The organism is bacterium, from assembly GCA_014360495.1.
GTDB lineage: Bacteria > Armatimonadota > JACIXR01 > JACIXR01 > JACIXR01 > JACIXR01.
Genome location: JACIXR010000010.1, coordinates 51,574 through 76,848, shown reverse-complemented (window position 1 = coordinate 76,848; position 25,275 = coordinate 51,574). Strand labels below are relative to the sequence as shown.

General features: G+C 46.5%; 19 protein-coding genes and 1 tRNA gene. 11 read left to right on the top strand and 9 right to left on the bottom strand.

What is annotated here, in order from left to right:
- Positions 1-2: 2 nt before the first annotated feature.
- From H5T88_09130 to H5T88_09100, 7 genes are all read right to left on the bottom strand, one after another.
- Positions 3-2,042: an alkaline phosphatase family protein gene (locus tag H5T88_09130; GenBank protein ID MBC7330504.1), complete on the bottom strand. Its 2,040-nt coding sequence runs from the start codon at positions 2,040-2,042 to the stop codon at positions 3-5.
- Positions 2,039-3,523, bottom strand: a complete 1,485-nt coding sequence (locus H5T88_09125; GenBank protein ID MBC7330503.1) for a sulfatase — start codon at positions 3,521-3,523, stop codon at positions 2,039-2,041. The genes H5T88_09130 and H5T88_09125 overlap by 4 nt, the downstream gene beginning before the upstream one ends.
- A gap of 108 nt (positions 3,524-3,631) precedes the next feature.
- The gene (locus H5T88_09120) at positions 3,632-5,326 is read right to left on the bottom strand and encodes a carboxypeptidase regulatory-like domain-containing protein (protein MBC7330502.1); all 1,695 of its coding nucleotides are present in this window, start codon (positions 5,324-5,326) and stop codon (positions 3,632-3,634) included.
- Positions 5,327-5,367: 41 nt separating this feature from the next.
- Positions 5,368-6,423: a 3-methyl-2-oxobutanoate dehydrogenase subunit VorB gene (locus tag H5T88_09115; GenBank protein MBC7330501.1), complete on the bottom strand. Its 1,056-nt coding sequence runs from the start codon at positions 6,421-6,423 to the stop codon at positions 5,368-5,370.
- A 1-nt stretch (position 6,424) separates the two neighbouring features.
- Positions 6,425-6,628 carry a 4Fe-4S binding protein gene (locus tag H5T88_09110; protein ID MBC7330500.1) on the bottom strand — a complete coding sequence of 68 codons (204 nt, stop codon included), beginning with the start codon at positions 6,626-6,628 and terminating at the stop codon, positions 6,425-6,427.
- 202 nt (positions 6,629-6,830) lie between these two features.
- Positions 6,831-8,474 carry a hypothetical protein gene (locus tag H5T88_09105; protein ID MBC7330499.1) on the bottom strand — a complete coding sequence of 548 codons (1,644 nt, stop codon included), beginning with the start codon at positions 8,472-8,474 and terminating at the stop codon, positions 6,831-6,833.
- A gap of 11 nt (positions 8,475-8,485) precedes the next feature.
- Positions 8,486-9,898, bottom strand: a complete 1,413-nt coding sequence (locus H5T88_09100; protein ID MBC7330498.1) for an alpha-L-fucosidase — start codon at positions 9,896-9,898, stop codon at positions 8,486-8,488.
- A 166-nt stretch (positions 9,899-10,064) separates the two neighbouring features.
- Between H5T88_09100 and H5T88_09095 the strand changes: the two genes are divergently transcribed.
- The 7 genes from H5T88_09095 to H5T88_09065 all read left to right on the top strand — a co-directional run bounded on the left by H5T88_09095 (position 10,065) and on the right by H5T88_09065 (position 19,322).
- Positions 10,065-10,886: a hypothetical protein gene (locus H5T88_09095; GenBank protein ID MBC7330497.1), complete on the top strand. Its 822-nt coding sequence runs from the start codon at positions 10,065-10,067 to the stop codon at positions 10,884-10,886.
- Positions 10,883-11,797, top strand: a complete 915-nt coding sequence (locus tag H5T88_09090; protein ID MBC7330496.1) for a lactate dehydrogenase — start codon at positions 10,883-10,885, stop codon at positions 11,795-11,797. Before H5T88_09095 ends, H5T88_09090 begins: the two co-directional genes overlap by 4 nt.
- Before the next feature lie 250 nt (positions 11,798-12,047).
- Complete coding sequence (locus H5T88_09085) at positions 12,048-13,016, top strand: hypothetical protein (protein MBC7330495.1); 969 nt, start codon at positions 12,048-12,050, stop codon at positions 13,014-13,016.
- Positions 13,013-14,098 (top strand): CoA protein activase, encoded by a 1,086-nt coding sequence (locus tag H5T88_09080; protein ID MBC7330494.1) that lies wholly within the window; start codon positions 13,013-13,015, stop codon positions 14,096-14,098. Before H5T88_09085 ends, H5T88_09080 begins: the two co-directional genes overlap by 4 nt.
- The gene (locus tag H5T88_09075; GenBank protein MBC7330493.1) at positions 14,095-15,057 is read left to right on the top strand and encodes a 2-hydroxyglutaryl-CoA dehydratase; all 963 of its coding nucleotides are present in this window, start codon (positions 14,095-14,097) and stop codon (positions 15,055-15,057) included. Before H5T88_09080 ends, H5T88_09075 begins: the two co-directional genes overlap by 4 nt.
- A gap of 109 nt (positions 15,058-15,166) precedes the next feature.
- Positions 15,167-16,804: a DUF1957 domain-containing protein gene (locus tag H5T88_09070; protein MBC7330492.1), complete on the top strand. Its 1,638-nt coding sequence runs from the start codon at positions 15,167-15,169 to the stop codon at positions 16,802-16,804.
- A gap of 13 nt (positions 16,805-16,817) precedes the next feature.
- On the top strand, positions 16,818-19,322 hold the full coding sequence (locus H5T88_09065; GenBank protein MBC7330491.1) for an NTP transferase domain-containing protein: 2,505 nt from the start codon (positions 16,818-16,820) through the stop codon (positions 19,320-19,322).
- A gap of 10 nt (positions 19,323-19,332) precedes the next feature.
- On the opposite strand, the gene H5T88_09060 is transcribed toward H5T88_09065, so the two are convergent.
- Positions 19,333-21,282: a carbohydrate binding family 9 domain-containing protein gene (locus H5T88_09060; GenBank protein ID MBC7330490.1), complete on the bottom strand. Its 1,950-nt coding sequence runs from the start codon at positions 21,280-21,282 to the stop codon at positions 19,333-19,335.
- Positions 21,283-21,378: 96 nt separating this feature from the next.
- Positions 21,379-21,453, bottom strand: a tRNA-Thr gene (locus tag H5T88_09055).
- Positions 21,454-21,594: 141 nt separating this feature from the next.
- Between H5T88_09055 and H5T88_09050 the strand changes: the two genes are divergently transcribed.
- The 4 genes from H5T88_09050 (at position 21,595) to H5T88_09035 (ending at position 25,212) form a co-directional block, all read left to right on the top strand.
- The gene (locus tag H5T88_09050; protein ID MBC7330489.1) at positions 21,595-22,560 is read left to right on the top strand and encodes an ROK family protein; all 966 of its coding nucleotides are present in this window, start codon (positions 21,595-21,597) and stop codon (positions 22,558-22,560) included.
- Positions 22,557-23,048: a 2-amino-4-hydroxy-6-hydroxymethyldihydropteridine diphosphokinase gene (gene folK / locus H5T88_09045; GenBank protein ID MBC7330488.1), complete on the top strand. Its 492-nt coding sequence runs from the start codon at positions 22,557-22,559 to the stop codon at positions 23,046-23,048. The genes H5T88_09050 and folK overlap by 4 nt, the downstream gene beginning before the upstream one ends.
- Positions 23,049-23,119: 71 nt before the next feature.
- Entirely contained in the window at positions 23,120-23,383 is a 264-nt protein-coding gene (locus tag H5T88_09040; GenBank protein MBC7330487.1) for a hypothetical protein, read from the top strand.
- An 89-nt stretch (positions 23,384-23,472) separates the two neighbouring features.
- A complete protein-coding gene (locus tag H5T88_09035; protein ID MBC7330486.1) occupies positions 23,473-25,212 on the top strand; it encodes a hypothetical protein in 1,740 nt (579 codons plus the stop codon).
- Positions 25,213-25,275 lie beyond the last annotated feature (63 nt).

Here is a 25,275-nt window from a genome sequence, read left to right as displayed (position 1 = left end):
TTCTATTCAAATATGTCCAAGGGGACTCGTCCCTCGCACTGAGCGGGATGAGGGATTCCCAGCCATTGGCAGATGATGGGGACGATGTCTGGAGAGTGAAGGGGAGCGGTGCGTCTGTAATTCTTCTTTATTTGGGGACCGGAGGCGATAAAGATTCCCGAAACGGAGAATCCCAAGAACTTCTCGCTGGGGAGGAAAGGATGATGAATGCCCTGCATTCCTCCACCCCTTTTAACATCAAAGAATCCGTTGGATTTATAAATTCTCTCGGAAATAGCGGTGAAACTGTGAGCGCCAACGACTTCCGTATAAGGTGGCTTGAAGTAGAAAATCACATCACCTACACTATCTCCCCATTGACCGAGCAAATCTGCTGATGCTTTGGGAAGCGCTAAGGCGATGGGATGCTCGCCTGTTTCAGGGTCAACTATTGAGTAGAGAATCTCTATTGACTTCTTCACAACTTCCTCATATTCCTCTCCGGGCTCAACTATTCCATTCACCTCTCTTCCCTTCAAGTTAACCCATATATTTTGAGCAAAGGGATTCCCTCCTACGAAAACCTTGCTTCTCTCTACATCTATTTTGTAGCTGGGAGCTTGGGGGTCCCATTTTTCCTCGGGAAGCATTCCGCCTTCCTCAGCGGGTTTGTAAACGACCAAACCTGCTTCCTCAAAGAACTTCCCGAGCCAGACCCTTTTGAATGTGGGGATGGCAGCGTGGTCTGAAACTATGATTAAGAGGGTCTCCTCATCGGCACAATTGTTGAGAAGCTCTCCAAGAAGCCTATCAAAAATCCCATATTGATGGCGAAATTCCTCCCAAGCCTTCCTGGATTCCTCAGGGTCATAATCCTTCCACTGAGGGCAGAGTTCGCTTAACTTTTGATGATTCAAGCCATCGGGAGCGTGGAGCTGAATAAAGAGGAGGTCCCAATCGTATTTATTCGCAAGATATTTGGCTGTTATGGCGAGGCTGGTTGCTTGGTCATCAATTGATTCATAGACCTGGCAGAGAGGCATAGGTTTAGGGATATCTTCTTTCGTTCCATCGGAGAGCAAATCCTTCCCCCGCCTTAAGAGGTCATCAATCAATTCATCAGCTATGCGTTTCGGGTAAGCCCATCCATCGGTATTGAAAATAGTTGTGCGATAGATTTTGAGATTCTTTCCATCGGGAGAGAACTCAAGCAGGCGCAGCTTGAATTTTCCTCTGAAAACGCCGAAGGGAGTGGAAAATTCCTCCCAAAGCCATTTCGTTTCCCCTCCCACATCCAAAGCTGCAAGCTTTTCCTTTCCGTTTTTCCCTTTGCAGATAATCAGCTTATCGTATCCATCTCCTTTGGAGTTTATTAAAAGTAAATTGTAAACGATGGAATTGCGGGGAGCGCTCTCGCTCTTCCAAACCCATTCCTCATTTTGGAGGACGAGCTCTCCTTCCCCTGAGATTAGAAGGGCGCTTTCAAGGGGTTGGGACTTGGATTTAGGCGGGTTAGTCCAGCCGAAGGCAGGAACGATTTGCAATTTTATGCTTTGCTCGGATGCATCGCCCGCAGAGCTAAAGAGATTTGGATAGCTCAACCTTGAAAGGATTGAGGAATATGGTCCCGTTCCATCAATAGTTATTCCCTTTTTGATGTTTGGTGGCCAGCCACCGGGATAGTTGATTAAAATGCATTTCTTGCCCGCTCGTTCCGCCGATTGCCAGATATATTCCGCCCTTGAGAACCTATTTAATGCATCCTCTTTTTTCCAGTGGTCAGCATACCTTGGGAAGATATTGGCTCCAAATTTATGAACATTTTCAAATGGCTCGCCAGGGAGATGAACGCCGAATGTATTGATGCCGTGTGTTCCCGTATATGCCCCTGTTGCCAATGATGTCCAATTGGTAGGGGTATCGGTGGGAGGCGAGGGAAGATGGCGAGAGAACACGCCCCTCTTCAGAACCTTGGCGAAATTTGGCATTATCCCCTCTTGAACGAACTTATCTATCATCTCGTACATCAAGCCGTCGTAGCCTAGAAAGATGACCTTTCTCATCTCCAATACCTCCCTTCTTTTAACCAGTTGAGGATTTTCTCCGCATTCTTTTCCCTTCCAGTCTCCTTCAACCTATTGGCATATGCTTCCGCATCTTCTCTTGTGTGATATGGTCCGCCTTCCTTTAAAACGGTCTGCATAGGGTCTACTCTGTTATCGGATTTGTTCATCATTTCCTCGTGCCACTCGTCAAGCAATATCATGCACTTGCCCACAATATCTTGTCTTTCCTCCGCGAGATTCCTCACTTCGTGAGGGTCATCTTTTATGTTGAAAAGCATTATCTTGGGAAAATCCTTCAACCCCTCATGATAAGTCCTTATCATCAGCCAATCGTTCCAAACAACGCTCCTTTGACAACTCCAGGCGCAATTGCTTATGACGAGATAATCTCTTCCCTTATATGTTTTTCTCTTTAGTTCCTCTGAGAAATCAATTCCATCCCATCTTTTAGGAATTTCAATTTTCAATAGACCTAAAATCGTTGCGGCAAGGTCCACTTGATAATAGAGAGAGTTATTGATGCCAGGCTCCAAGCCCGGCCATTTCAGAATAAAGGGAACCCTGTTTGTGATGTAATCAGCGGTCTGATGGTCACCATAAACATTCAATTCTCCCAGGTTTTCGGCGTGGTCCGAAGTTACGATAATCGCTGTATCCTCAAGAACGCCCTTTTCCTCCAAGATTTCCAAAATTTTCCCAACATATTTATCGGCGAATCTTATCCCTTGGTCGTAACCGTCAATCCATTTATAGAACGCCTCCGGTGAATCTATTCGCGTGGGGATATCTTCCCAAAAGCTCTTCCACCATATCTCAACTTCTTTTTCCCCTATTCCAAAGGGTTCACTTGCGCTATGGGGACCGAAGCTTTGGAGATGCCGATCAATTATCTCCTGCGTCAGCCATTTAGCTTGGGGAGGAATAGGACCAAGGTCAACCCTTTCTTCTTTAGGGGTTCTATAGGGTGTGTGAGGGTCCCAGAAGTTTATATGGACGAACCAATTATCCTTCTCGGCGTTCTTTCTCAGCCATTCCTCAGCGTAGGGGTATACATCAGTGGCGATTTCCATTCCTCCCTTTCCCGGATTGAAGAATTCCCGAAAGCCGGCGCAGAACCACCAAGCGGAATGCCTTTCGGCGAAGGGGCTAACAGAGACAGTGTAGAATCCGCCCGCTTTCTTCAAAAGTTCGACGAATCCCCAATACTCCCTTTGATGGCTGAAGCCTCTTTTGGCGCCGACGATGAAGGGGTCTGCGGCGGTCCCTCCATGCCCTACAACGCCGTTATGGATTCCGAATCTGCCTGAGAACATAGCGGCGCGGGAGGGAAGGCAGGGCGCATCGGAAGCAAAGCAGTTAGTGAAGATGATTCCCTGCTTTGCTATCCTATCTATATTTGGGGAGGTCTCCCTTCTATAGCCATAACAGGAAAGATGGTCGGGACGGAGCGTGTCAATATCAATGTAGAGAATGCGCAAGAAAATGCTCTCCCCTTTCTTTGTTCAAGAATTTTATGTATTCTATCACAAAATGAAAGGGGAGTGCAAGGATTAAATGTATAACAATAGAATTTATAGAGATGGTTTCTATCTCTTTTTTGCTTTTTGGAGGGTCAAGCTCACAGGAGCTGTAATGATGCCAGTGCTATATTGGAAAACGCCGTTAAAGCACAGTGTAGCATTTGCAGAATTGCTATTTAGCACCCCATCGGTCAACCAAATAGCATATGCAGTCCAATCATCAATTTTAGCACTAGCCGTTTCAGCGGAGCCGAACTCGTCGTTATAACCCCAGATTTTCGCTGAGGCATTCTGAATGGCGTAAGTCCCGCTCGTAGGTGGGTCTAAGGTTATACCGGGCTTAAGGGAGATAAGGGTCACAGTCCAAGTGCCATTAAAGGTTTCCGTCCCTGTGATATATCCATCAGCATCTTTGGATATAGTAAGGGTAATGTTTACATTTAGAGAATGTCTCCAAGTCCCCAAATTGTTGTCAACAATCACATCTCCCGAATAGCTCCCAACATAGGTCTGCGTACCGCTTGGAGGAGTTCCACTTATCGGCTCGGCCGTTATTTCTATCGTTTGCGTTCCCGCTCCCGTTATCGGGATGGAATCCTGAATGGTTGGCTTGTGTGCCGAACCATTGGAAACCACAAGGTCCATCGTCCCTTGTGGCAACGTCATAGGTGTATCTTTCTTCACTTCACCAATGAGGAGCTTCTGCTTACCCTTTTCCCAAAAGTAGGCGATTTGATTGGTGTTGTTGAGGATTAATTGCCCATAATTTATCGTCTTTATTACTACATCCTTAGTCCCGCTCCAAACCTTGTCCACAGCCCACCCTATGAGATTGGTGAAAACCTCGCCAGCCTGCGTGAACTGAGAAAGAAAAATTTCTTTCGCTCCCTCAATTGCTGTGTTGAGGCCACTATCCGGGGACTGGGTTTGATATTGCAAATTAAGACGAGGATAAATAACAGTTTCGAGAATTATCGGGCCAATTTCATCATCTTGTTTAAGCTCGTTTAATGAATGATATTTCCCGTCATATGGATTTTTAGCTAACCAGGCGTCTATCTCCGGCACATCTTTCCCAGAGTAAAGCTTATCGCTCGTTTGTTTAACCTGTTCTTTTCCCTGCTCTATCTTGAGCAAGCTACCCAGAGTGGAGAGAATATCTAAGACTGAACGAGTTCCTTTGTTTTTGCTTGGATTATATGTCTTTAAGTTATTGATAGCGGAGGAAAAGGCTTCGCTAGCGGAAATGAAGAAAACGAATGGGTCCTGTTTTGTTGTATCGGGCGAGGAGTTTACCAAGGCGAATGCTTCCTGCAAACCCTTTGCGGCACCGAAAACATTGAGAGAAGCCTGATGGAATGTTTGGTCGGTCACAGGGGATGTTAGATTTGGAGTAAGCCTAACAACGAATTTCATACCTTCATTGCAAGGGACTTTGAGGGAAAAGACTTGATATCCGCTCTTTGATACCGTGAGAGTATAGACCCCAGGGTTCAAATCAAGGAACGAAGCTATCCCGTTGCTATCTGTTGCGAGGGTCTGGTTCCCGATTTGAACGCTCGCTCCGGAGAGGGGAGAACGAGTGAAAGCATCCTGCACGGATACGATTACGCCCTCTCCTGAAGATGGCGGTTGAGAGCTCGTTCCACCCCCGCCACCGCCACATCCTGATAAAACCAAAATCGCTGCCACAAAGAGAAAGAACAGGAAGGTGGAAGCACCGATTCCTATCCTCCCCCTCAATGATACAAAACCGAACAATTTAAAAAACCTCCTTTTTAAGGGATTCAATCCCTAATGTTCTATCTATTATACAGAATTTTCTTGACCTCGGCAAGAACTTCCTTTGGCTTAGGGACAACGCCACCCGTTCGTCCGTAGAAATGGACGGGGCATTTGCATTCAACTGACAGCTTAACATCCTCAACCATCTGCCCCATACTCATCTCAACGACGAGCATCGCTTTCACCTTGTCCGCCAACTCCCTCAACCTTTTAGATGGGAAGGGGAAGAGGGTTATGGGGCGAAGAAGTCCTACCTTTAAGCCTTCTTCTCTTGCCAAATCCACTACCGTTTTGCAAACTCTGGCGGATGTCCCATAAGCCACGAGAATTAGCTCCGCATCCTCCGTTTGAATTTCCTGCCATCTAGTCTCCTTTTCCTTAGCTTCCTCATATTTAGCGAATATCCTCTTTACTATCTCCTCCATCTTCTCCCCAACTATCTCAAGGGAATTGATGATATTCTTCTTCCTCCCCTTCGCTCCCGTTGTTGCCCAGGGTTTTGGAGGGATGTTGGGTGGCGGGAGGGTGCCGAGTTCAACTGGCTCCATCATCTGCCCCAAGATGCCGTCAGCAAGCACCATAACGGGATGTCTATATCTATCCGCAATGTCAAAGGCAAGGTATGTGAGCTCGTACATCTCCTGACCGGACCAAGGGGCAAGGGTTATAAGATGATAATCGCCGTGTCCCCCTCCCTTAACTGCTTGGAAGTAATCCGATTGAGCGGCGAGGACATTGCCCAAGCCCGGACCTCCTCTCACGACATTGACTATAACGCAGGGGAGTTCACAGGTAACGATATAGGATATTCCCTCCTGCATAAGGGATATACCGGGAGAGGAAGAAGTGGTTATCACTCTTGCGCCCGCTGCGGCGGCGCCCATCACCATATTTATAGCTGCGACCTCGCTTTCTGCTTGAAGGTAGACGCCGCCAACCTCAGGCATCCTTTTAGACATATGCTCAGGGATTTCATTTTGGGGAGTTATGGGATAGCCGAAGAAAAGCCTGCATCCAGCAGCGATGGCGCCCTCAGCGACGGCGATGTTTCCTTTAATGAGGACTTTCATTATATCACCTCCAGACCTCAATGGCGGCGTCTGGGCACATTATAGCGCAGAAGGCGCAGCCGGTACATTTACCTTCGTCCATGAATTGAGCGGGATGGACTCCCTTGCTGTTGAAATTGGTAGAGAAGACGATGACTTTTCTTGGGCAAAATTCAACGCAAAGACCACAGCCTTTGCATCGCTCTTGGTCAATTTCTATCTTCGGCATTCAAGCTTCGCCTCTTTTCCAAGAAGAGCTTTAAGAAGGGTTATAGATATTATAGACTCTAAAGGCGGGAAAAGTCAAAATGATGTGTAATTTCATGACATTTGAGACTCCTTAGAGATTTCCCATATTGCTTGACTATTAACTTTATAAGGAGAATCTTGGTCTTATAAAATGCTCAATTACATGGAAATTTGCTCAATCATCATCCTTCCTTTTCGGTTTTTTCTTTCGCTAATTCTTGGCGGACGGGGATTGGGACATACCCAACTTCTAAGCCCTTCGGCGGGGTCACTATTTGAGCTGGGTCTAGGTCCACGAGCTTTCCTATCGTTGGGGGAAGGAGATAATCTCTGTTATTGTTCCAGTATCTATGAATCATCTCAACTCTCTTCTGCATCCTTTCCCTCTCCTCTTTCGTTAATCCCGCGTTCAAGAGCGCTGGCTGGTCAGCGAATCTATACCAATAATATGTCACAACGCTTCCATCCCCAAGATATGCCTTGAATGGACCAGCCGCCGGTCCGGGCTTCTTCCAACAGCTCTGGGGGTCCTCCGGTGTGGTGTAGGGCTCTGGTGGCGGCTCAACAGGGCGAGTGAATCTTATCCCCTTTAGATGCGTCTCTGGTGGGACTTCTTCTGGCAAGACTGGAACCCACTTTGCCTTCTTCGGCTCATCGGCATTCTCCAACCGATAAAATTCTGGGAGTATTATGAAATCGCGATATTTTCTAACGAATTTGGGATTCCATCTATATCCATAAGTGTATTCATCTATTCTTATAGGAGTGGCGAAGGAATTCCAATCCAAGGGAGCTCTCATTTCCTCGTTGCCCTTTCCTGTGGGAATTCTAATTTCCCAAGTGCTATAGCCTCCTTCTTTTATCTTTCGGACATATGCTCCTTCAGGATTTATCTTGCCCGTAGCTTGTGGTCCGCCGGAAAACCAAGCTTTAACGGATTCCCATATAGCTTTCTCGTTATAAACTGTATCCCTATGAAGGAGGACAGTGACTCCCTCGTGATTTATTGGTAACAAAACCTCCGCTATGCGCGCGTATAGTGTGCCCTTGCTATCCTTCACTACCCTACAGGGAATCCATTGGGTCTCCATTTGAACAGCCCTGTTGGGGTCAGCCGGCTTGCTGTCAAGGAGGCAACCCGCCCACTCAGGTTTATTTAGCGCATGATTAGACCAGAAATAGGGAGTGAAGAAGGCAACTGGTCCCTTGAAGTTATTGGCATTAAGGAAAAGAGTCCAGCAATTTCCTCCTGTAGGGATATCTTTACCGTCTGTTTTATCTTTTGGTTCGATGAGGGGAAGGTTGAGATAGCCATAGCCGAGCAGTTCCCCTTTGGCTCCATCCTTTATTCGCAGACCGTCTATTGGGAAGAGAAGCCGATTGCTGAGCTGAGCAACTCCATATACACCGCTCCCCGGTTTATCCCATCTTTCTGTTCCGTGAGAGGGACCGTTAGCTATCTCCGAGAAATCCGGTGCCACTCCTCCCATTATGAACTTGGGCGTTTCCATTGGAAATCTTGTATCCCTCCACCAACCGAGTCCTCCCTCAACATCGGAATATACGGGAGAATCTTGGGCGAACATCCAAGTGCCGGGCAATCCTGATTGAAACTCGTGTCCAGGGTAATGCATAAGGAGTGGCCAGGCTGGGACATACATAGAAAATCCATATCCGTAGCTTCTGTCAACACCTCCCTCAACGGGAAGGATTAAATAACCGAAGAGATATTCTCCTCCGTTCTCTCCCATTAGCTTCACCTCCGGGCTGATGAAGATAAAAGAGAAGAGCAAAATCAGCAAAATCTTTTTAAGAATTCTCATCATCTAATCCCTCCTTACCTTATTTTCATTCTCAAGGCGAAAATTTTATCTTCGGGCTTTTTTACCAGCTCAATGAATAGACCTCCCTCCGCTTTTCTCCACTTGAGCTTTTCATAGTTAGGGAGCAATTCCACTTCCTGGACTTCAACAGAATGGGTATTACCTGCTCCAAGCGATTCTATCACAAGTTGATTTCCTTTCGGGCTATTCATAAAAATGGCGTAAAGATAATCGCCCTTTCGAGTAAAGCGGATATCCTTTGATGTGAACTCAATTTCCGTGCCATCTACGAAGGAACCAGCTGGGAAATCTATTGGTCCCTCCTTATACTTCACCCAAGGGCGAGTTCCATAGATAGCCTCGCCGTAGCGGGAGAGCCAATTTCCTATCTTCAAAAGTATTTCCTGCTGCTCTTCAGGAATTGTCCCATCGGCACGAGGGGCTACATTGAGGAGTAGGCAACCGTTCTTGCTGACGATATCGGCGAGTTGGCGAATGATATGTTCAGGGGACTTATAATCGGGGTCCTGTATATGGCACCAGGATTTCCTATCTATTGAGGTATCGGTCTGCCAGAAGAAGGGACTAATATCACCCAACTGTCCTCTTTCCACATCCAAAACAGCTGTTCCTTCAGGGAAAGCATCATATTTATAAGTAATCACAACTCCCTCTCCCCACTGATGTCCTCTGTTGTAATAATAAGCGGCGAAGAACTGCAGGTAGGGAGCGAAGACGGGTTTTTCATGTAGCCACCAGTCAAACCAGACGAGGGAGGGTTTATATGTATCAACAAGATGGATGAGGCGTTCAAGCCAGTGTTCAAGGAAAGCTTCATCGGGAGAGGTTTCCTCTGGTTGGGCGGGACCGTAGAAATCGGCATACTGAGGGTCGTTGACATCGGATTCAATGAGCTTTCCCGGGTGGAACCAGAACCAATGTTCAGCGAAATGATATGAAAGGCAGAAACGGAGTCCATTCTCTCTCGCGGCATTAGATAATTCACGCGCAACATCCCGCTTTGGACCCATTCGGACGGAATTCCAGCGAGTGAAGGGGCAATCATACATGGGGAAGCCATCGTGGAATTGAATAACGGGGACAATGTATTTAGCTCCCGCTTTCTTAAACAAATCAACCCAAGCGTAAGGGTCCCACTTCTCTCCCTTGAATAAGGGGATGAAATCCTTATAACCGAACTTCGACTGGGGACCATAATGCTGGATATGATAATTGTACACGGGCGAATCCTTGACATACATAAAGTGGGGATACCACTCGCTGTAGAAAGCGGGAACGGAGTACAGACCCCAATGGATGAAGATGCCGAACTTTGCATCAAGATACCATTGGGGGACTTGATAATTCCTGAGGGACTCCCAGTTTGGCTCAAAAGGACCTTTAGGAAGAATGAATTTTTCTACCATCGCCATCCTCCTTCCAAAAATTTATTAAAATTTTATAAAAAAACTTGAAACAAGACTACTCCGTGTCCTTTTCCGTTATCAAACCTTCTCTTATAGAACAAATTTTTGAAAATATCTATTGCCTTATCAATCCTTTACCGTTTAAACTTTCTTAGAGGTGATTTAAATGGCTATTCCACTTGTTTCATTAGCTCAATATAAAATCTCTAAACTCATTTGTGGCACCAATTCTTTCCTGGGCTTCTCTCATTTCTCTTATGCGAAGGACTCTTTCCTTAAACGGTATTTCACGGTTGAGAGAATCGCCGAGGTTATGAAAGCTTGCTTGGAGAAGGGCATAAATGCATTCGTTGGTCCCGCCGACCAGAAACTCGCTGATGCCAGAAAAATGGTTGAGGATGAAACTGGACAGAGGATAATATGGGTCTCAACCACTTATGGACATAAGGAAAAGGAGAAACAAGCGGAGGAAATAAAATGGCTGGCTAAGCAGAAGGCGGAGATTTGCCTCATCCACGCATCCTACACGGATAGCCATCTGATAAGCGGAGAGAACAAGATTGAAGGAATTGAGGATTTGCTTGCCCTCATTAGGGACGGAGGGATGGTTCCCGGTTTATCTACCCACCGCCCCGATACCCTCCCCTCCGCTGAGGCAGGCGGCTACGATGTTGAATGCTATATTCTTCCTCTAAATGTCATCGGCTTTTTATGCGCGATTGAGACGAATTGGCAAGCGGAGATAATCAGGAGAACTCCAAAGCCCGTCATCATTATCAAACCGCTCGCTGCAGGTAGGGTTATGCCCTATGAGGCGCTCTCCTATGTCCTTGCTAACACCAAGCCAAACGACCCCATAGCGATTGGTTTTATGAATCGGGAAGAGGTTGAGGAGGATGTTCAAATCGTGGAGATGCTCCTTACGGGAAAAGGGGAAATGAAGCTTCTATATTCACCGAGCAAATCCCTCGTTGAGGGCGAGAAATGAAGATAGCAATTATCGGAGCGGGAAGAGTTGGGGCTTCGTTGGCCTTTGCCCTCCAGATGAAGGGGGTGGGAAAGGAGATTGTGTTATTGGATGTGAGGGAGGAATTAGCAATTGGAGAGGCTGAGGATTTATTGCAGGGGACATCGTCGGCTTATCCTCAAATCTTCTCAGCGGGTTGGGAAAAGGCTGAGGGAGCGGATATATTCGTCATAACGGCTGGTGCTAGGAGGGAACCAAATGAGAGCAGGTTATCCTTGATAAATAGAAACTTGGCTATATTTAGGGAAGTGCTTTCAAGGCTAAAAGAGAACAAAAAGGAGAGCTCTATTCTGCTGGTTATTTCCAATCCCGTAGATGTTCTCACCTATTTCGCCCATAAGGAAAGCGAATTCGCTAGGAAAAGGATAATCGGCTTGGGAACACTGCTGGATACACTGAGATTAAGAGCTTATCTTTCTTCCGCTTTAAGAGTTGACCCCAAGGATGTTCAAGCGATGGTATTGGGGGAGCATGGTGATTCAATGGTTTTCCCCTTTAGCATAGCGAGCATAGGTGGCGTTCCCCTTTTATCTTTTCCCGGTCTAAGGGAGGGGATGCTGGAGGAGATAAAGGAAAGGGTAAGGAGAGCGGGAGCCGAGATGATAAGACTTAAGGGAGGAGCAGGGACGGCGGTGGCCCTCGCTAGTTTAAAGGTAATAGAAGCGATACAAAGGGATGCTCATTCTATTTTGCCCCTTTCCGTTTACCTGTCAGGCGAGATGGGCTTTGAGGATGTGTGTCTATCCCTGCCCTGCGTCGTGGGAGGTGAAGGTGTTGAGACTATAATAGAGCCTCCTCTCACTGCGGATGAACATTCAGCCTTGAAGGGCTCATATCAAACAATCCGTCATGCCATATCAAACGTGGGGTGAATAAATATCCTCTAACTCCTTCTCTTTGTAAGCCCACCGAAGACTCACAATCTTTTAGAGATTGCTTCGCCGCCACCCTTCTCGCGTTTGTGTGTTCAGCTTTTAGGTTACTTCTTCTTTCGCCTACCTCACTTCCATTTCTACATCTTTTTTAGAGGGATTGAAATCGCACCTACATAATATATTCTTCCCTTCCTTATATACATTTTATTCAACAAAAAACAATTTTCTGTTATAATTTATTAATGCTATGAAAGTTGGCATCCCAAGAGGACTTCTCTTTTACCATTATTATCCCATGTGGAGGGTCTTCCTTGAGGAGATTGGAGCGGAGGTCATCACTTCACCTCCTACCGCCAAGGAAATATTAGACCTCGGAACGGAGAACTCCCAAGACGATGTATGCCTTCCCGTGAAGATTTTCTTCGGACATACCTTATACCTCGCGGATAAAAAAGTGGATTATCTTTTCATCCCTCGCATAGTTGCTGTGGAAAAGGAGGCTTATACCTGCCCCAAGTTCCTTGGACTCCCCGATGTCATCCGAAGCACTTTGAGCGATATACCTCCAGTTATAGACGCCACTGTAAATGTTAAAAAGAAGGACAAGAGTCCTTTAAAAGCTGCGCTTGAAATAGGGAGGAAATTCGGAGTTCCTTTAAATAAAATTAGGTCAGCATATGAAAGTTCCTGTCAAGCTCTATGGGAGTATAGAAGACTTATGCTGAAAGGGCTCACTCCTGATGAGGCGATTGACGTCCTCTTCTCTGGGAAGAAGGTGGAGAAAAAGGAATCGGGAGATATCAAAATCGGCGTGGTAGGGCATCCCTACAATGTCTACGACCGTTTCTCCACACTTGATATGCTGGGAAAGCTAAAAAATATGGGAGCGGAAGTGATAACCGGGGAAATGATAAGGCAGGAGGATATAGAGCATCACGCTGAATTCCTTCCCAAGCGTCTCTTTTGGTCCTATGAAAGGGATATAGTGGGTTCTGCTTTCTATCTAATCCACACGAAGAAGGTGGACGGAATAATAAATGTCGTTTCCTTTGAGTGCGGACCTGATTCCCTCATCACAGAGCTGATTCAGAGCGAGGCAAGAAGGCAGGGAAATTTCCCCATAATGGTCATAACTTTGGATGAACACACGGGGGAAGCGGGACTCCTCACGAGGCTTGAGGCATTCGTTGATATGTTGAGGATGAGAAAGAGATGAGGGTAACTTTTCCCCATATGGGAAATCTCTGGCTTGGATTGAAAACTGCCCTGCGAGAGTTAGGTCATGAGGTAATCGTCCCACCCAAGCCCTCAAAGCGCACTTTGACATTGGGTTCCCAATACTCTCCCGAGTTCGCCTGCCTTCCCTTGAAGATCAATCTGGGCTGTTTCCTTGAAGCGATTGAAAAAGGGGCTGATACAATCATAATGGCGGGAGGCGTGGGTCCCTGCAGGTTCGGCTATTATGGAGCGGTGCAAAAGAGGATTTTGGAGGATTTGGGTTATAATGTGGATTTCTTGATATTTGACCCACCACAGGGAAGATGGAAGGAGTTCATAAACGATTTGAAGAGGGTGGGAAACGGTAAACCCGTCTACAAGATTTTCTCCGCCCTTCTCTTCGGAATCAAAAAGCTTGAGGTAATGGACGAGCTGGAAAAGCTCGGGCATAAGATAAAGGCTAGAGAGATAAACAAGGGAGATACGATGCATATATTGGAGAAAACCCTTCATAGACTTGACGATGCTTCATCTTATAAAGAGATTAAAAAGACAAAGAAGGAGGCGATTGAGGAGCTCCTCTCTGTTCCCAGGAAAAACATAGACCCAATAAGGGTGGCGGTTACAGGAGAGATTTTCGTTGTCTTGGAGCCATTTGTGAATATGGAGGTTGAAAATGAACTGGGGAAGATGGATGTTGAGGTTGAGAGGACCCTCTACATAACGGATTGGGTTAAGGAACATCTTGTTCCCTCGTTGAGAGGCATAAGAAAGCACAAGCTTTTGGAAGAGATGGCGAAGCCCTATTTGAGTCACTTCGTTGGTGGTGATGGGCAGTTATCCGTTGCCTCAGCGGTTATCTATGCTCGCAAGGGATTTCAAGGGATGGTTCATCTTATGCCTTTCACCTGTATGCCTGAGATAATCGCTCAGAGCATTTTGCCTCGGGTTAGCAAGGACCTCTCCTTCCCTGTCTTGACACTTGTGTTTGATGAACATACCGGCAAGGCAGGAGTATTGACGAGATTGGAGGCTTTTGTTGACCTCCTCCGCCGCAAAAGGGAGGTGGTGAAGGTTTGAAGGGATATATAGGAGTTGATGTTGGGTCAGTAACAACCAAGGTGGTCGTAATTGATGAGGAAGGCAATCCCTTAGGCAAGCCCGTGTATATCCGCACTCAGGGGCAGCCGATTAGAGCAATACAGCAGGGGATTGCGATGGTGAAGGAGGATTTGCCGAGAAATATAGAGATAAGGGGAGCGGGGACGACTGGCTCAGCGAGGTATCTGGCTGGCGTAATGATTGGCGCTGATGTTATACGAAACGAAATCACCGCTCACGCCGTGGCCGCTCTTCGCTTCAACCCCGATGTCAACACGATAATAGAGATAGGGGGTCAAGATTCAAAAATAATAATTTTGAGAAACGGATTGGTAGTTGATTTCGCTATGAACACGGTTTGCGCTGCGGGGACGGGTTCCTTTTTAGATAGGCAGGCAGAACGGTTGGGGATACCGATTGAGGAATTCGGTGCCCTTGCTCTGAAGGCGAAAACGCCGGTGAGAATTGCAGGAAGGTGCACGGTCTTCGCGGAATCCGATATGATACATAAACAGCAGATGGGCTTTTCCGTTGAGGATATAGTCGCTGGTTTATGTGAGGCTTTAGTGAGAAATTATCTCAGCAATGTTGCAAAAGGGAAGAAAATCCTCCCACCGATAGTTTTCCAGGGAGGAGTTGCGGCGAATATCGGCATTAAATACGCCTTTCAAAGGGCGCTGGGGTGTGAGGTGCTTGTCCCTCCTTATCATCATGTGATGGGAGCGATAGGGGCGGGTTTACTCGCTATGGAGGAGATGAGGGATGGAAAAAGGAGCCGTTTCCGTGGCTTTGAGGTTGCGGAGATGAATTTTGAGACCTCATCCTTTGAATGTAAGGGCTGTTCTAATAGGTGCGAGATAGTGGAGATAAAAAGCAACGGGAGGATTCTTGCTCGCTGGGGGGATAGATGCGGGAAGTGGGAGGTTGTTGAAAGATAGTAATTCTTAAGAGAGGTGATTTATCCTGAAAAAAACTATTGGCTATTTCGCCATAGTACTGCACACTCATATCCCTTATGTTCTTTCCCATGGCAGATGGCCTCACGGAATGGATTGGCTTTCGGAAGCGACGGTTGAATGTTATATTCCCCTCATAAACATCTTCCGTCAACTCGCGGAGAAAGGGATTCCCCCGAAAGTTACCTTCAGCATCACACCGGTAACCTGCGAACAGCTCTCCGACCCCTTCTTCCCAAGCGAACTCAGGGGCTATCTTAAAAATAAGATAGAGCTAAGCCACGAGGCAGAGAAGGAATGGAGAAAGCGAGGGGAACGAGAAATAGCTAAACTCGCTAAGATGTGGGAGAATTTTTACACCGCTACATTGGAAAAATTTGAGGAAGAGCTAAGAGAGGACTTGATTGGTGAATTGAGAGCTCTACAGGATGGCGGTCAGATAGAAGTAATGACCTCCGCAGCAACCCACGGCTATCTCCCTCTTCTTCTCTTGGATGAAAGCGTTCAGACGCAGGTGAGATTGGGTGTTTCCGCCTATCAGAAACATTTTCATCGCCAGCCAAGAGGTATGTGGCTACCGGAATGTGCATATAGACCTCGCTACGAATGGAAAGCCCCCATCATTGATTACAGCTACCTGAGAAAAGGCGTTGATGAATTCCTGAGTGAGGAAGGATTGCAATATTTCATCATAGATACACACCTTTTAAGGGGAGGGAAAGTTACAGGGGTTTATCTTGAGAGATTTGAGGCTCTGAAAACCCTTTGGGAAAGGGTGGAGAAAGTGGAGAGACCGGAGGATATACAAAAACAACCCTATCGTCCCTATCTCGTGAACTCCTCGGGAGAACCCAAAAGACCCGTTGCCGTTTTCGTTCGAGACCCCCAAACGGGTCTACAAGTTTGGAGTGGTGAGGTGGGTTATCCCGGCGATAGCTATTATCTTGATTTTCATAAGAAGCACTTCCCAAGCGGGCTTCGTTTCTGGCGGGTAACCAATCCAAAGGCTGACTTGGGTGCAAAAGAGATATACATTCCCGAAAAGGCAGATGAGAGAGTGGAGGAACATTCCCGCCATTTCCTCACCCTGTTGAAGAAAGTCCTGAGCGAATTCAAAGCGGAGACGGGGCGGGAGGGGATAATTGTCGCTCCTTATGACACGGAGCTGTTCGGACATTGGTGGTTTGAGGGGCCGAGATTTCTCAAGAGGGTTATAGAGAGGATAGCAGAGGATGAGGAGATAGAGATGATAACTTGCGGCGATTATTTGGAGCGAAATCCCGCGGATACAATTGTTTCCCTTCCAGAGGGTTCCTGGGGAGAAGGAGGCTTCCATTGGATATGGCTGAACGAGTGGACTGAATGGACTTGGCGATATATTTATCAGGCGGAATTGGAGATGAGGGAATTGGTGAGAAGAGGATGGGGCAAAGATGAAAGGGCTAATCGTATCCTCTCCCAGATGGCAAGGGAGCTTCTCCTCCTTCAAGCATCAGACTGGCAATTCTTGATCTCTACTTGGTCTGCGAGGGATTATGCGGAGATGCGGGTTGCAGAACATTACAATTCCTTCCTCCGCCTTTCCCAAATGTTGAAGGAGATATTAAATGGAGACGAACCCGAGCCTTCAGCTTGGCAATATCTTGTTTATTGTGAGGAGAGGGACCGACTCTTCCCCTATATCGACCCCACCTCCTTCTCCGAGCTATCCTATCCTCCTCAAAGATGAGAGGTGAGCTTAGATGAAGGCTATTATAATGGCAGGCGGCGAAGGAACTAGGCTGAGACCCTTAACCGTCCATCGTCCAAAGCCGCTCGTTCCCGTGGGTGGAAAACCGATAATGCTACACATAATAGAGCTTTTGAAGAAGCACGGCTTTGAGGAGGCAATAGCGACCGTCCACTACTTGGCGGACGAAATAGAAGGATATTTTGGAGACGGAAAGGAATTCGGCTTTTCCCTTCGTTATTCCGTTGAGGATATCCCCTTGGGAACGGCGGGAAGTGTAAAGAAGGCGGCTGAGACATTCAATATAAATGATACGCTCCTTGTACTAAGCGGTGATTCCCTTACGGATATAGACTTAAGCAAGGCTATTGCCTTCCATAAAGATAGAGGGGCTTTAGTCACTATAGTCCTTTCAAGGGTTTCCAATCCCTTGGAATATGGGGTCGTTATAGTGGATGAGAGCGGTAGAATTCAGAGATTTTTGGAGAAACCATCGGGAGATGAGGCTTTTTCCGACACAGTGAACACGGGAATTTACATTATTGAGCCAGAGGTTCTTTCCTATATCGGGGACCAGCAGTTCGTTGATTTCTCTCAGAATCTCTTCCCCAAGCTACTTCAGGAGGGGAAGCCTCTTTATGGGTTTATTAGCAATGGTTATTGGTGCGATGTAGGAAATCATACCACTTATATGGAAGCTAATTTTGATATCCTTTATGGGAAGGTAAATGTCATCCTTGACGGCGAAGAGATTAAACCCGGTGTTGTTATTGGAGAGGGCGTGGAGTTAGGGGAGGTGGAGATACAACCTCCCGTTTACATAGGCAGACATACGAGGTTTGAAGGAAGAGGGAAGATAGTCGGTCCTGCGGTGATAGGGGAGGAGAATGTTTTTCAGGAGGAAGTAAAGGTTGAGAAGTGCGTGATTTGGGATAAGGTTTTCATCGGGCGTTCGGCAAATCTTTTCGGATGTATCGTAGCCGAAAAGACGATAGTAGGGGATAGGACGAAGATAGAGGAGGGAGCGATAATAGGAGACCGCTGCAATTTAGAACAGGATGTGATAGTGCGTCCCTTCGTTAAGATTTGGCCTGATAAGATAGTGGAGAGAAACTCAACTGTGACGATGAGTTTGGTTTGGGGAGGGAAATGGTATGGCAGTCTGTTTAGAAGATACGGGATTGCCGGAATAAGCAACTTAGAGATAACTCCGGAGTATGCAACCAAGCTCGGAGGAGCCTTTGGGAGTATCTTTCCCAAAGGAAGTTGGGTTGCGGTGAGCAGGGATTCCTCCCAGACGGCAAGGATGATAAAGAGGGCTTTCATCTCTGGGCTTCTTTCCGCTGGCATAAATGTGATGAATCTACAAGCCATGATTATCCCGATAACCCGTTTCACCATAAGAACACAAAGTATGGTTGGAGGGGCTCATATAAGGATGGTCCCCTATCATAGCTCTCTTCTCACAATAGAGCTGTTTGATGAAAGGGGCATAGAGATTCCTCCATCAACCCAAAGGAAGTTGGAGAGCTTCTTCTTCCGTGAGGACATAAGGAGAGTGAGGGACCACGAAGTTGGGACGATAGAGTATTCAACTCGTGTAGTTGAAGCTTATAGAGAGGCGCTCCTTTCCCATTTGGACGAGAGCCTGATTTCCTCTCGCCGGTTCAAAATAGTTATTGATTACGCTTACGGAAGGACATCCCTCGTTCTTCCTTCCATCCTTGGGAGAATGGGATTGGAGGTTGTAGCCCTTAATCCCTTCGTCGACCCCATACGGGCTCCTCGTTATCCAGAGGATAGGGATAGAATGATTAACGAGTTAAAAAGTACTGTAACGGCTTTAAAGGCTGATTTAGGTGTTTTCTTTGAGCATAGCGGAGGCGAAACCCTCTCTATCGTATCGCCCGATGGGGAGGTGATAGAGGGTTTTAAGCTTCTTCTCTTCTTCGCCAAGCTTCTTTACGAGACAGGGAACAAAGGAGATATAGCCACATATATCTTTGCCCCGAGCGCTATAGATGAAGTTGCTCAGCGTTATGGAGGGAAGGTTATCAGGACTCGTCCCTTGCCTCGCAGTCTTTTAGAGGCCTCAAGGCTCGCATTGTTGGGAGGAAATGAAACCGGTGGATTGGTTTTCCCCAAATTCCAGCCCGCTTTTGATGCGATTTTCGCCCTGGGGATGATACTTCAGTGCCTCGCTAAAACGGAAGCTGAGGTTCCAGATATCCTCAAAGAGCTTCCCGATTTCCACTTGAAATACGCAACAGTTCCCTGCTCCTGGCAGGAGAAGGGAAGAGTGGTGCGTATTTTGCTTCAAGAATTGGGGACCGCCTCCGAATATGGGATATTAGTTAAAGAGGCATCAAATAGATGGGTTCTAATCCTTCCCGATGTATCAGAGTCATATTTCCACATCTGGGTGGAGGGGGAAACCGAAGAGGAAGCGGAATCTCTTCTAAAGGAAAAGCGAGATAAAGTTGAGATGCTCATATCTGTTCAATCCACACCTCTATGAGCTGGTCTAATCACAAGGGAAAGATGTATTTTATGGCGATTCTCTCCTTGAACTCCGTTCCCAGAGGGTCTCCTATAACTAAATAAAAATCCCTCTTCTCTCCACCTCTCCTCCTTACAACCGCGCTTATGTTATGATGACTTTCGTCGTCCTTTAGACCATAAATCCTAATGACAAACCAGAATTCCCTCCCTATATCGTAGGCAATTGAGCCCCACCATTGCTGAGCTGTCTGCCATCCATTCCCCAGCCCTACCCACCTCTTCTCAAAATTCAGGCTGATGTTGAGCTTGTCATTCATAAGCTGGCGCCCGATACTCCCTGAGGCGAATTTATATGATTGATTCATCCGAACTCCTTTTCCGTAGCTGAAACCCCAACCATATCTTTTCTCCGGCGAGCCCGCACCAAGGGAAAAGGAGGTAAAGTGGTCTCTAAAGGGAGTTGGAAAGGACGGGAAGGGGGAGTAGAAGGAGATGCTGCGACCGAGGCTGAAAAACCAATCTCCCCTCAAACCGAGATAGAAATTAACCGACTTATTCTCCGCCTTCAGTCCACCAGTCCAGAAATCAAGCTTTGAATATTCTACATTTACCCCATAGGCTTCCCACCATCTCAACCCTCTGGGGGAGATATTAAAATGATAAAACCCTCCATTCATCCCTTTCACACCTTTTTCCGGTAAGTATTGAATATCGGCTGTAAAATTAGGGCTCATAGCGCTGTAACCTACAAAAAGTCCACTTCTTTCACCAAGCCTTTTCCAGCAGTCAATGTGTGTTATAAACCCGTTCTCGCCCGGCTCGGTTAGGGAAACGCCATAAAAGGCACCAAACGAATATTCGCTTGTCCCTCCACCTCCGCCACCTGCAAGTACTATATTTTTATGGTCTTCCTCTAATCTGCTTTGGATAGTCATAATAATTGAAGACTGGTGGGTTGGATTGTGGGAAATATTCAAGATGGTATCGTTGCGAAAGGGGGAAAAGCGAGCGCAATTTAGGAAACCTATTTGGTTCTTTCCCTGCTTCCCGAAAGCCTTGAAGCCGAGGTCGAATTTATCTATTCTTCGGGAATAAAAAGTCCCGAAAAACTCGCTCCCTTCCGTGAAGAAGGGACGCTTCTCGGGAAGCCACCTTTCAGTGTAAGTTATATCTATGCTCTCGTATACAGCCTCAATATCTGAGTAATCGGGGAAAAGAGTAAGAGCGCACTTGAAATCGGGAGTGAGAAACTTGGTAGCATCCAAACCCATATGCCAACTCGTATCCACTCCAAAGCCACCAACTCCGTATAAAAGCGTCTCCAACCGAGAGTTGAAAGGAATGGAGGAGAAATCTATCGGACCAATCAAACCAAAGTCGTCCACTCTGTTAGGCACATCCATTGTGAAGGACCAGATGTTTTCCTCTCTTAACCTCCTTATGTTTCTTTTAAAGTTTATACCGAAATAACCCTCTCCCCTTCTCGGGAAAGCCAAAGGGATAAGGGATATCCTCAACTCAGCAACCCACCCTTCGTCAGTTACCTTCGCCACAACTTCCCAATCTCCATCCCACTCCAGATTTCCCCATTTCTCATCCCTCTTCGTTCCCATCGGATTAAAGCAGAAGGAATAGAAATTTCTCCTGTCCAGGTAGGTATCAATCATTATCTCAAACCAATCATCCGAACCCATCCCCCCATCCTCCTTCTTCTGAAGGGCGGTGATTTCTGAGGGGCGTCTATCGTAGCATTTAACAGCGAAATAGAGGTCATTTTTATATTGCACTACCTTGAACTCGGTTCGTTCGGAGGGAGGTGCTTTTCTTATAGGTTCAGATTGAACGAAATCGTCAATCCATTCCACTTCTCCCCAACATTCGTCATCAAAGAGCGCATCCACACGCGGGGGTTGAGAGACCCTTTTCAGATTTATGACCTTATCACTTCCAAAAACTTGTGATAAGCACAGTATCAAAAATAATAAGAGTAGTTTAGAGAGTTTCATACCGAGTAAAACAAGTATCACAGTAATTGGGGTATTGTCAAGGGGGAAATTTAGGGGGGTAATATATGGAGCCGACGGTGGGATTTGAACCCACGACCTGGTGATTACGAATCACCCGCTCTACCGCTGAGCTACATCGGCTCAAATAAAATTATAACATCATCAGCAAATATTTTCAAAATTTTATGTCACGGTAAAAATCCCTTTTTAAATCGGACTTGACTTTTTTCTATTTTTTTCCCCAAAATCTAATTTTAGAGCAAACAGAAAGGAGGAGAAAAAATGCTTTATATCGGCTGCGATGTAGGAGGAACGAATATCCGCTCAGCTGTAGTTGATGAGAACGGGCGGATTCTTGGAGAAGCGAAGATGCGCGCCCTTATGGAAAAGGGAGCGAAAGTGGTATTAGGGCAGATAATTGACTCCTTTCTGGAAGCAATCTCTCGGGCAAGAGCTAAGAGGGAAGATATAAGGGCGGTTGGAATAGCTATGGCGGGTCAACACGACTCCAAGGCGGGCATCTGTATCTTCTCCCCTAACTTCGGCTGGGAGAATGTCCCCGTCATTTCATCCTTGCAGGAAGAATTTCCCGTTCCGATGTTTTTGGGAAACGATGTAAACCTGGCTACGCTTGGCGAATGGAAATATGGCGCCGGCAAGGGTTATAAGTGGGTAGTTATGATAACTCTGGGAACAGGGATAGGAGGAGGGGCAGTGCTTGATGGAAAGCTTATGCTGGGTGCAACGGAGATGTTCGCAGAGGTGGGGCATATGACGATATTGCCCAATGGTCCTCGCTGTGGCTGCGGAAATCACGGGTGCTGGGAAGCTTTGGCGGGAAGAGATGCCATAGTAAGGAGAGCAGTTTTAAAATTGCAGGAGGGAAGGAAATCTTCCCTTTCCGAGATTGTTAAATACAATTGGCGTGAGCTAAACCCCGAGATAATCGCGAACGAGGCTTACAAGGGAGACGAGGTAGCGAAAGAGGTAATTGAGGAAACGGGTTATTGGGTTGGCATCGGGGTAGCTAACCTTATAAATATCTTTAATCCAGAGGTCTTCATAATTGGCGGTCGCATTGCACAGGCGGGAGAACTTCTATTCGGAGCGATAGAGAGAACAGTGAAGGCAAGGGGATTATCGGCTTCTTGGGGTCCGTGCAAGATATTGCCAGCAGCACTTGGCGATGACGCTGGCGTCATGGGAGCAGTTGCCTTCGCTAGAGAAAGGTTGGGAGAAGAGGCATAGCCATAGTTTACCTCCTCCTCGGCTCAAACCAAGGAGATAAACTGGGAAACCTGAGGAGGGCTATAAGCCTTCTTACGGAGGAAGGAATTCGGATTGGAAAGATTTCCTCAATTTATGAATCTTCTCCTTGGGGGTATGAGCAGCAGGAGGATTTCCTTAATCTGGCTCTTGAGGTGGAGACTGACCTTTCGCCTCTGGAATTACTGGAACTCATAAAAGACATAGAGAGGAGAATGGGACGCAAGCCGACATTCCGCTGGGGTCCGCGCAACATAGACATAGATATCCTGATTTACGACGATATCTCCTTTTCCCATCCCTCTCTCATCATTCCTCATCCCCATCTAAAGGAACGCCTCTTCGCCCTTTTACCTCTCCAAGAAATCGCTCCTAACATCCTCCTTCCCGACGGCTCCTCTCCCTTTGAGGAGATTGAGAGGCTAGAGAAAGAGCAAAAAGTGATAAAGCTTCCCGTTAAAATTCTTTAAAAATCCTTGCTCAGGAAACAAAGCTTGTTTAAAATTAAAGAAATAAATAAGAAAGGAGGCTTGATAAAGATATGGGCAATGTGCTAGCTATTTTGCTTGGGCTCATCTGCATAGCTGGAGGCGGATGGTTGATTTATTTCTGGTGGACACCCCTCATTTATTTCCTTAAAGGGTTCGTTGGGATATTCCTCGTTTTCCTCGGGCTCCTCATCGCCGCTATAGGGATAACCGAGCTCCGCTCCGCCGCCGAGGAAAGGCGCCTCCGAGAAGAGCTGAAGGCTGAGGAGCTGAAGGCACAGGCGGAGGAGAAAAAGGAAGAGGAAAAGACCGAATAGAGAGAGTCCTAAAAGGACGCTTTGAAATCTGAACGACACTCTCCCTCGGGAGGTGTGAAAATGCTCCCGAGGGTGTTATATTGAGGTATATGATTAAGATAGAGTCCAAGAGGTTCCTTACTATTGCCCTTTTTCATTTAATATCGTGTATCTTATTTGCCTCCCACCCGATTTCCGTTGAGACAAAGCAAAGCCTTCAGAAACTCCACGAATTGGGCGAGGATTTCCTCGTTTACGAAACCAAATATGTCTTTAAAAACTTTTCTTCCAATCCTATCTCCTTAGTCCAGAGAAATTTCTCCTTCCTCATTCCCTCAGGTGAGGTTATAACAAAAGGAGAGGAACCGATGGAAATGAAGGGAATTATCCCTGCAAAGGGTCAATTAGAATGGACAGATTTCCCCTACATCTCCAAAAGATGGGCTGAGAGGGCTTTGGAGTTGAAAAGCGACAGACTCATCCTTCGTCAATCTTTCCGCTTAAAAGACCGAGAGCAAACATACGAGATTTATTGCGATACAGTCTATCTTCTTGACCCATCCAAGATAGCGATGGTTTCCCTTTCCTCTCAAGTTAAAATAAAGAGGGGAAGACGAGAGCCATTATTCATTGATTTAAGAGACGAGGTGGGAAGACCTGTTCTCCCCTGGGCAAATCTGGGATTGAAGATTGAGAATCCCGATATAGCGAAGGTAGAAGGCAACCTTCTTATCGGGCTGCAAATAGGCACTACAGTTCTCAAATTTGACAATGGGAGGATAAAAAGGGAGGCGATTCTGGAGGTAGTGCCTTCTTTAGAAGATGAGAAAACCCTACCGCCATTCATTCGTTTGCTAGTTGGAGAGAAAAGATTCTTGCTTTGCGAGAACCTCCCTCCGAATGAAACGCTTGGCTTCGTCATCCTCAATAAACAGGTGGCAGGTAGAGGGGAAATTGCGACCTCTCAAGGAGACAAATGGGATGTTAGGTGCGCGCTTGAAGCGGACATAAAGGAAGCTGAGGATATCCTTGAGGGGAGGAAAACCGGCAAAACAGACATTATAGTTAGAGGATTGAGAAGTGGGCTCAAAAGAGAAGGGAAGATTGAGGTAGTTGATATGAGGGACGAGCCCGTGAATCGTTGGAGGTTAGCATTTTTCGTATTCAAAGAGGCAGAGATGGAAGTGGGCGGGAAAAGAGAAAATCTATCATACAAGCAGGAGGAGATTGAGGGGATTCAGGAGGCGGGAAGGCGCCTTTCAGAAATAGTTCGCTATTTCACTGCGGGTAATTTGGCTATGGATGTTTCTTTTGCGTTAGTTGAGAAGGAGAAGATTACACAAGATATCATTGAAGATAGCAAATCTTATGGGTATAGAGTGAACATGTATAAGGCTTTACCCCTTCTGCGCAAGCTGAGCGAAGAACATTTCGGGCGACCTCTTTCATATTTTGACGATGTGGTGGTATGCTCACCTTTAGCGAAGGCGGGAGCGGCTTGGGGTGGTTGGGAGTTTCAAGAAGATGGAACAATTGTTAGGGGACTTTACATCCCCAATTACTGGAAGGATGCAACGAAAATCTGGGGAGCTATGGTGGAGGTTCTTCTTCACGAATGGATACATTGTCTTGAAGGGCATATCATAAAAAGCGGGTTGCCACCCATTCCCTCTGCAGATGGTGGCGCTATGGAGGGGGAGATTCTATCAAAGATAAAAGATGAAACTTTTCGCCGTCCAAAGAGAGTGAAGACCTGGATGCCCTATTATCTTCATATCCTTCGGGATTTCCTCTCAAGTGATGATTGGGCAAAGGTAAAGACAAGCTATATGCGTGAGTTAGAAAAGTAGTTGTTTTTAATTTCTCAATGTCTTAAAATTATTTAATAGAAAATACCCCCAGGGAGGCAAGGT

Coding starts and splice junctions, on each gene's coding strand:
- H5T88_09110 (MBC7330500.1), bottom strand. CDS start 6,628: ATGCCGAAGATAGAAATTGACCAAGAGCGATGCAAAGGCTGTGGTCTT.
- H5T88_09040 (MBC7330487.1), top strand. CDS start 23,120: ATGGGCAATGTGCTAGCTATTTTGCTTGGGCTCATCTGCATAGCTGGA.
- H5T88_09050 (MBC7330489.1), top strand. CDS start 21,595: ATGCTTTATATCGGCTGCGATGTAGGAGGAACGAATATCCGCTCAGCT.
- H5T88_09100 (MBC7330498.1), bottom strand. CDS start 9,898: ATGGTAGAAAAATTCATTCTTCCTAAAGGTCCTTTTGAGCCAAACTGG.
- H5T88_09085 (MBC7330495.1), top strand. CDS start 12,048: ATGAAAGTTGGCATCCCAAGAGGACTTCTCTTTTACCATTATTATCCC.
- H5T88_09065 (MBC7330491.1), top strand. CDS start 16,818: ATGAAGGCTATTATAATGGCAGGCGGCGAAGGAACTAGGCTGAGACCC.
- H5T88_09035 (MBC7330486.1), top strand. CDS start 23,473: ATGATTAAGATAGAGTCCAAGAGGTTCCTTACTATTGCCCTTTTTCAT.
- H5T88_09105 (MBC7330499.1), bottom strand. CDS start 8,474: ATGATGAGAATTCTTAAAAAGATTTTGCTGATTTTGCTCTTCTCTTTT.
- H5T88_09095 (MBC7330497.1), top strand. CDS start 10,065: ATGGCTATTCCACTTGTTTCATTAGCTCAATATAAAATCTCTAAACTC.
- H5T88_09130 (MBC7330504.1), bottom strand. CDS start 2,042: ATGAGAAAGGTCATCTTTCTAGGCTACGACGGCTTGATGTACGAGATG.
- H5T88_09080 (MBC7330494.1), top strand. CDS start 13,013: ATGAGGGTAACTTTTCCCCATATGGGAAATCTCTGGCTTGGATTGAAA.
- H5T88_09090 (MBC7330496.1), top strand. CDS start 10,883: ATGAAGATAGCAATTATCGGAGCGGGAAGAGTTGGGGCTTCGTTGGCC.
- H5T88_09070 (MBC7330492.1), top strand. CDS start 15,167: ATGGATTGGCTTTCGGAAGCGACGGTTGAATGTTATATTCCCCTCATA.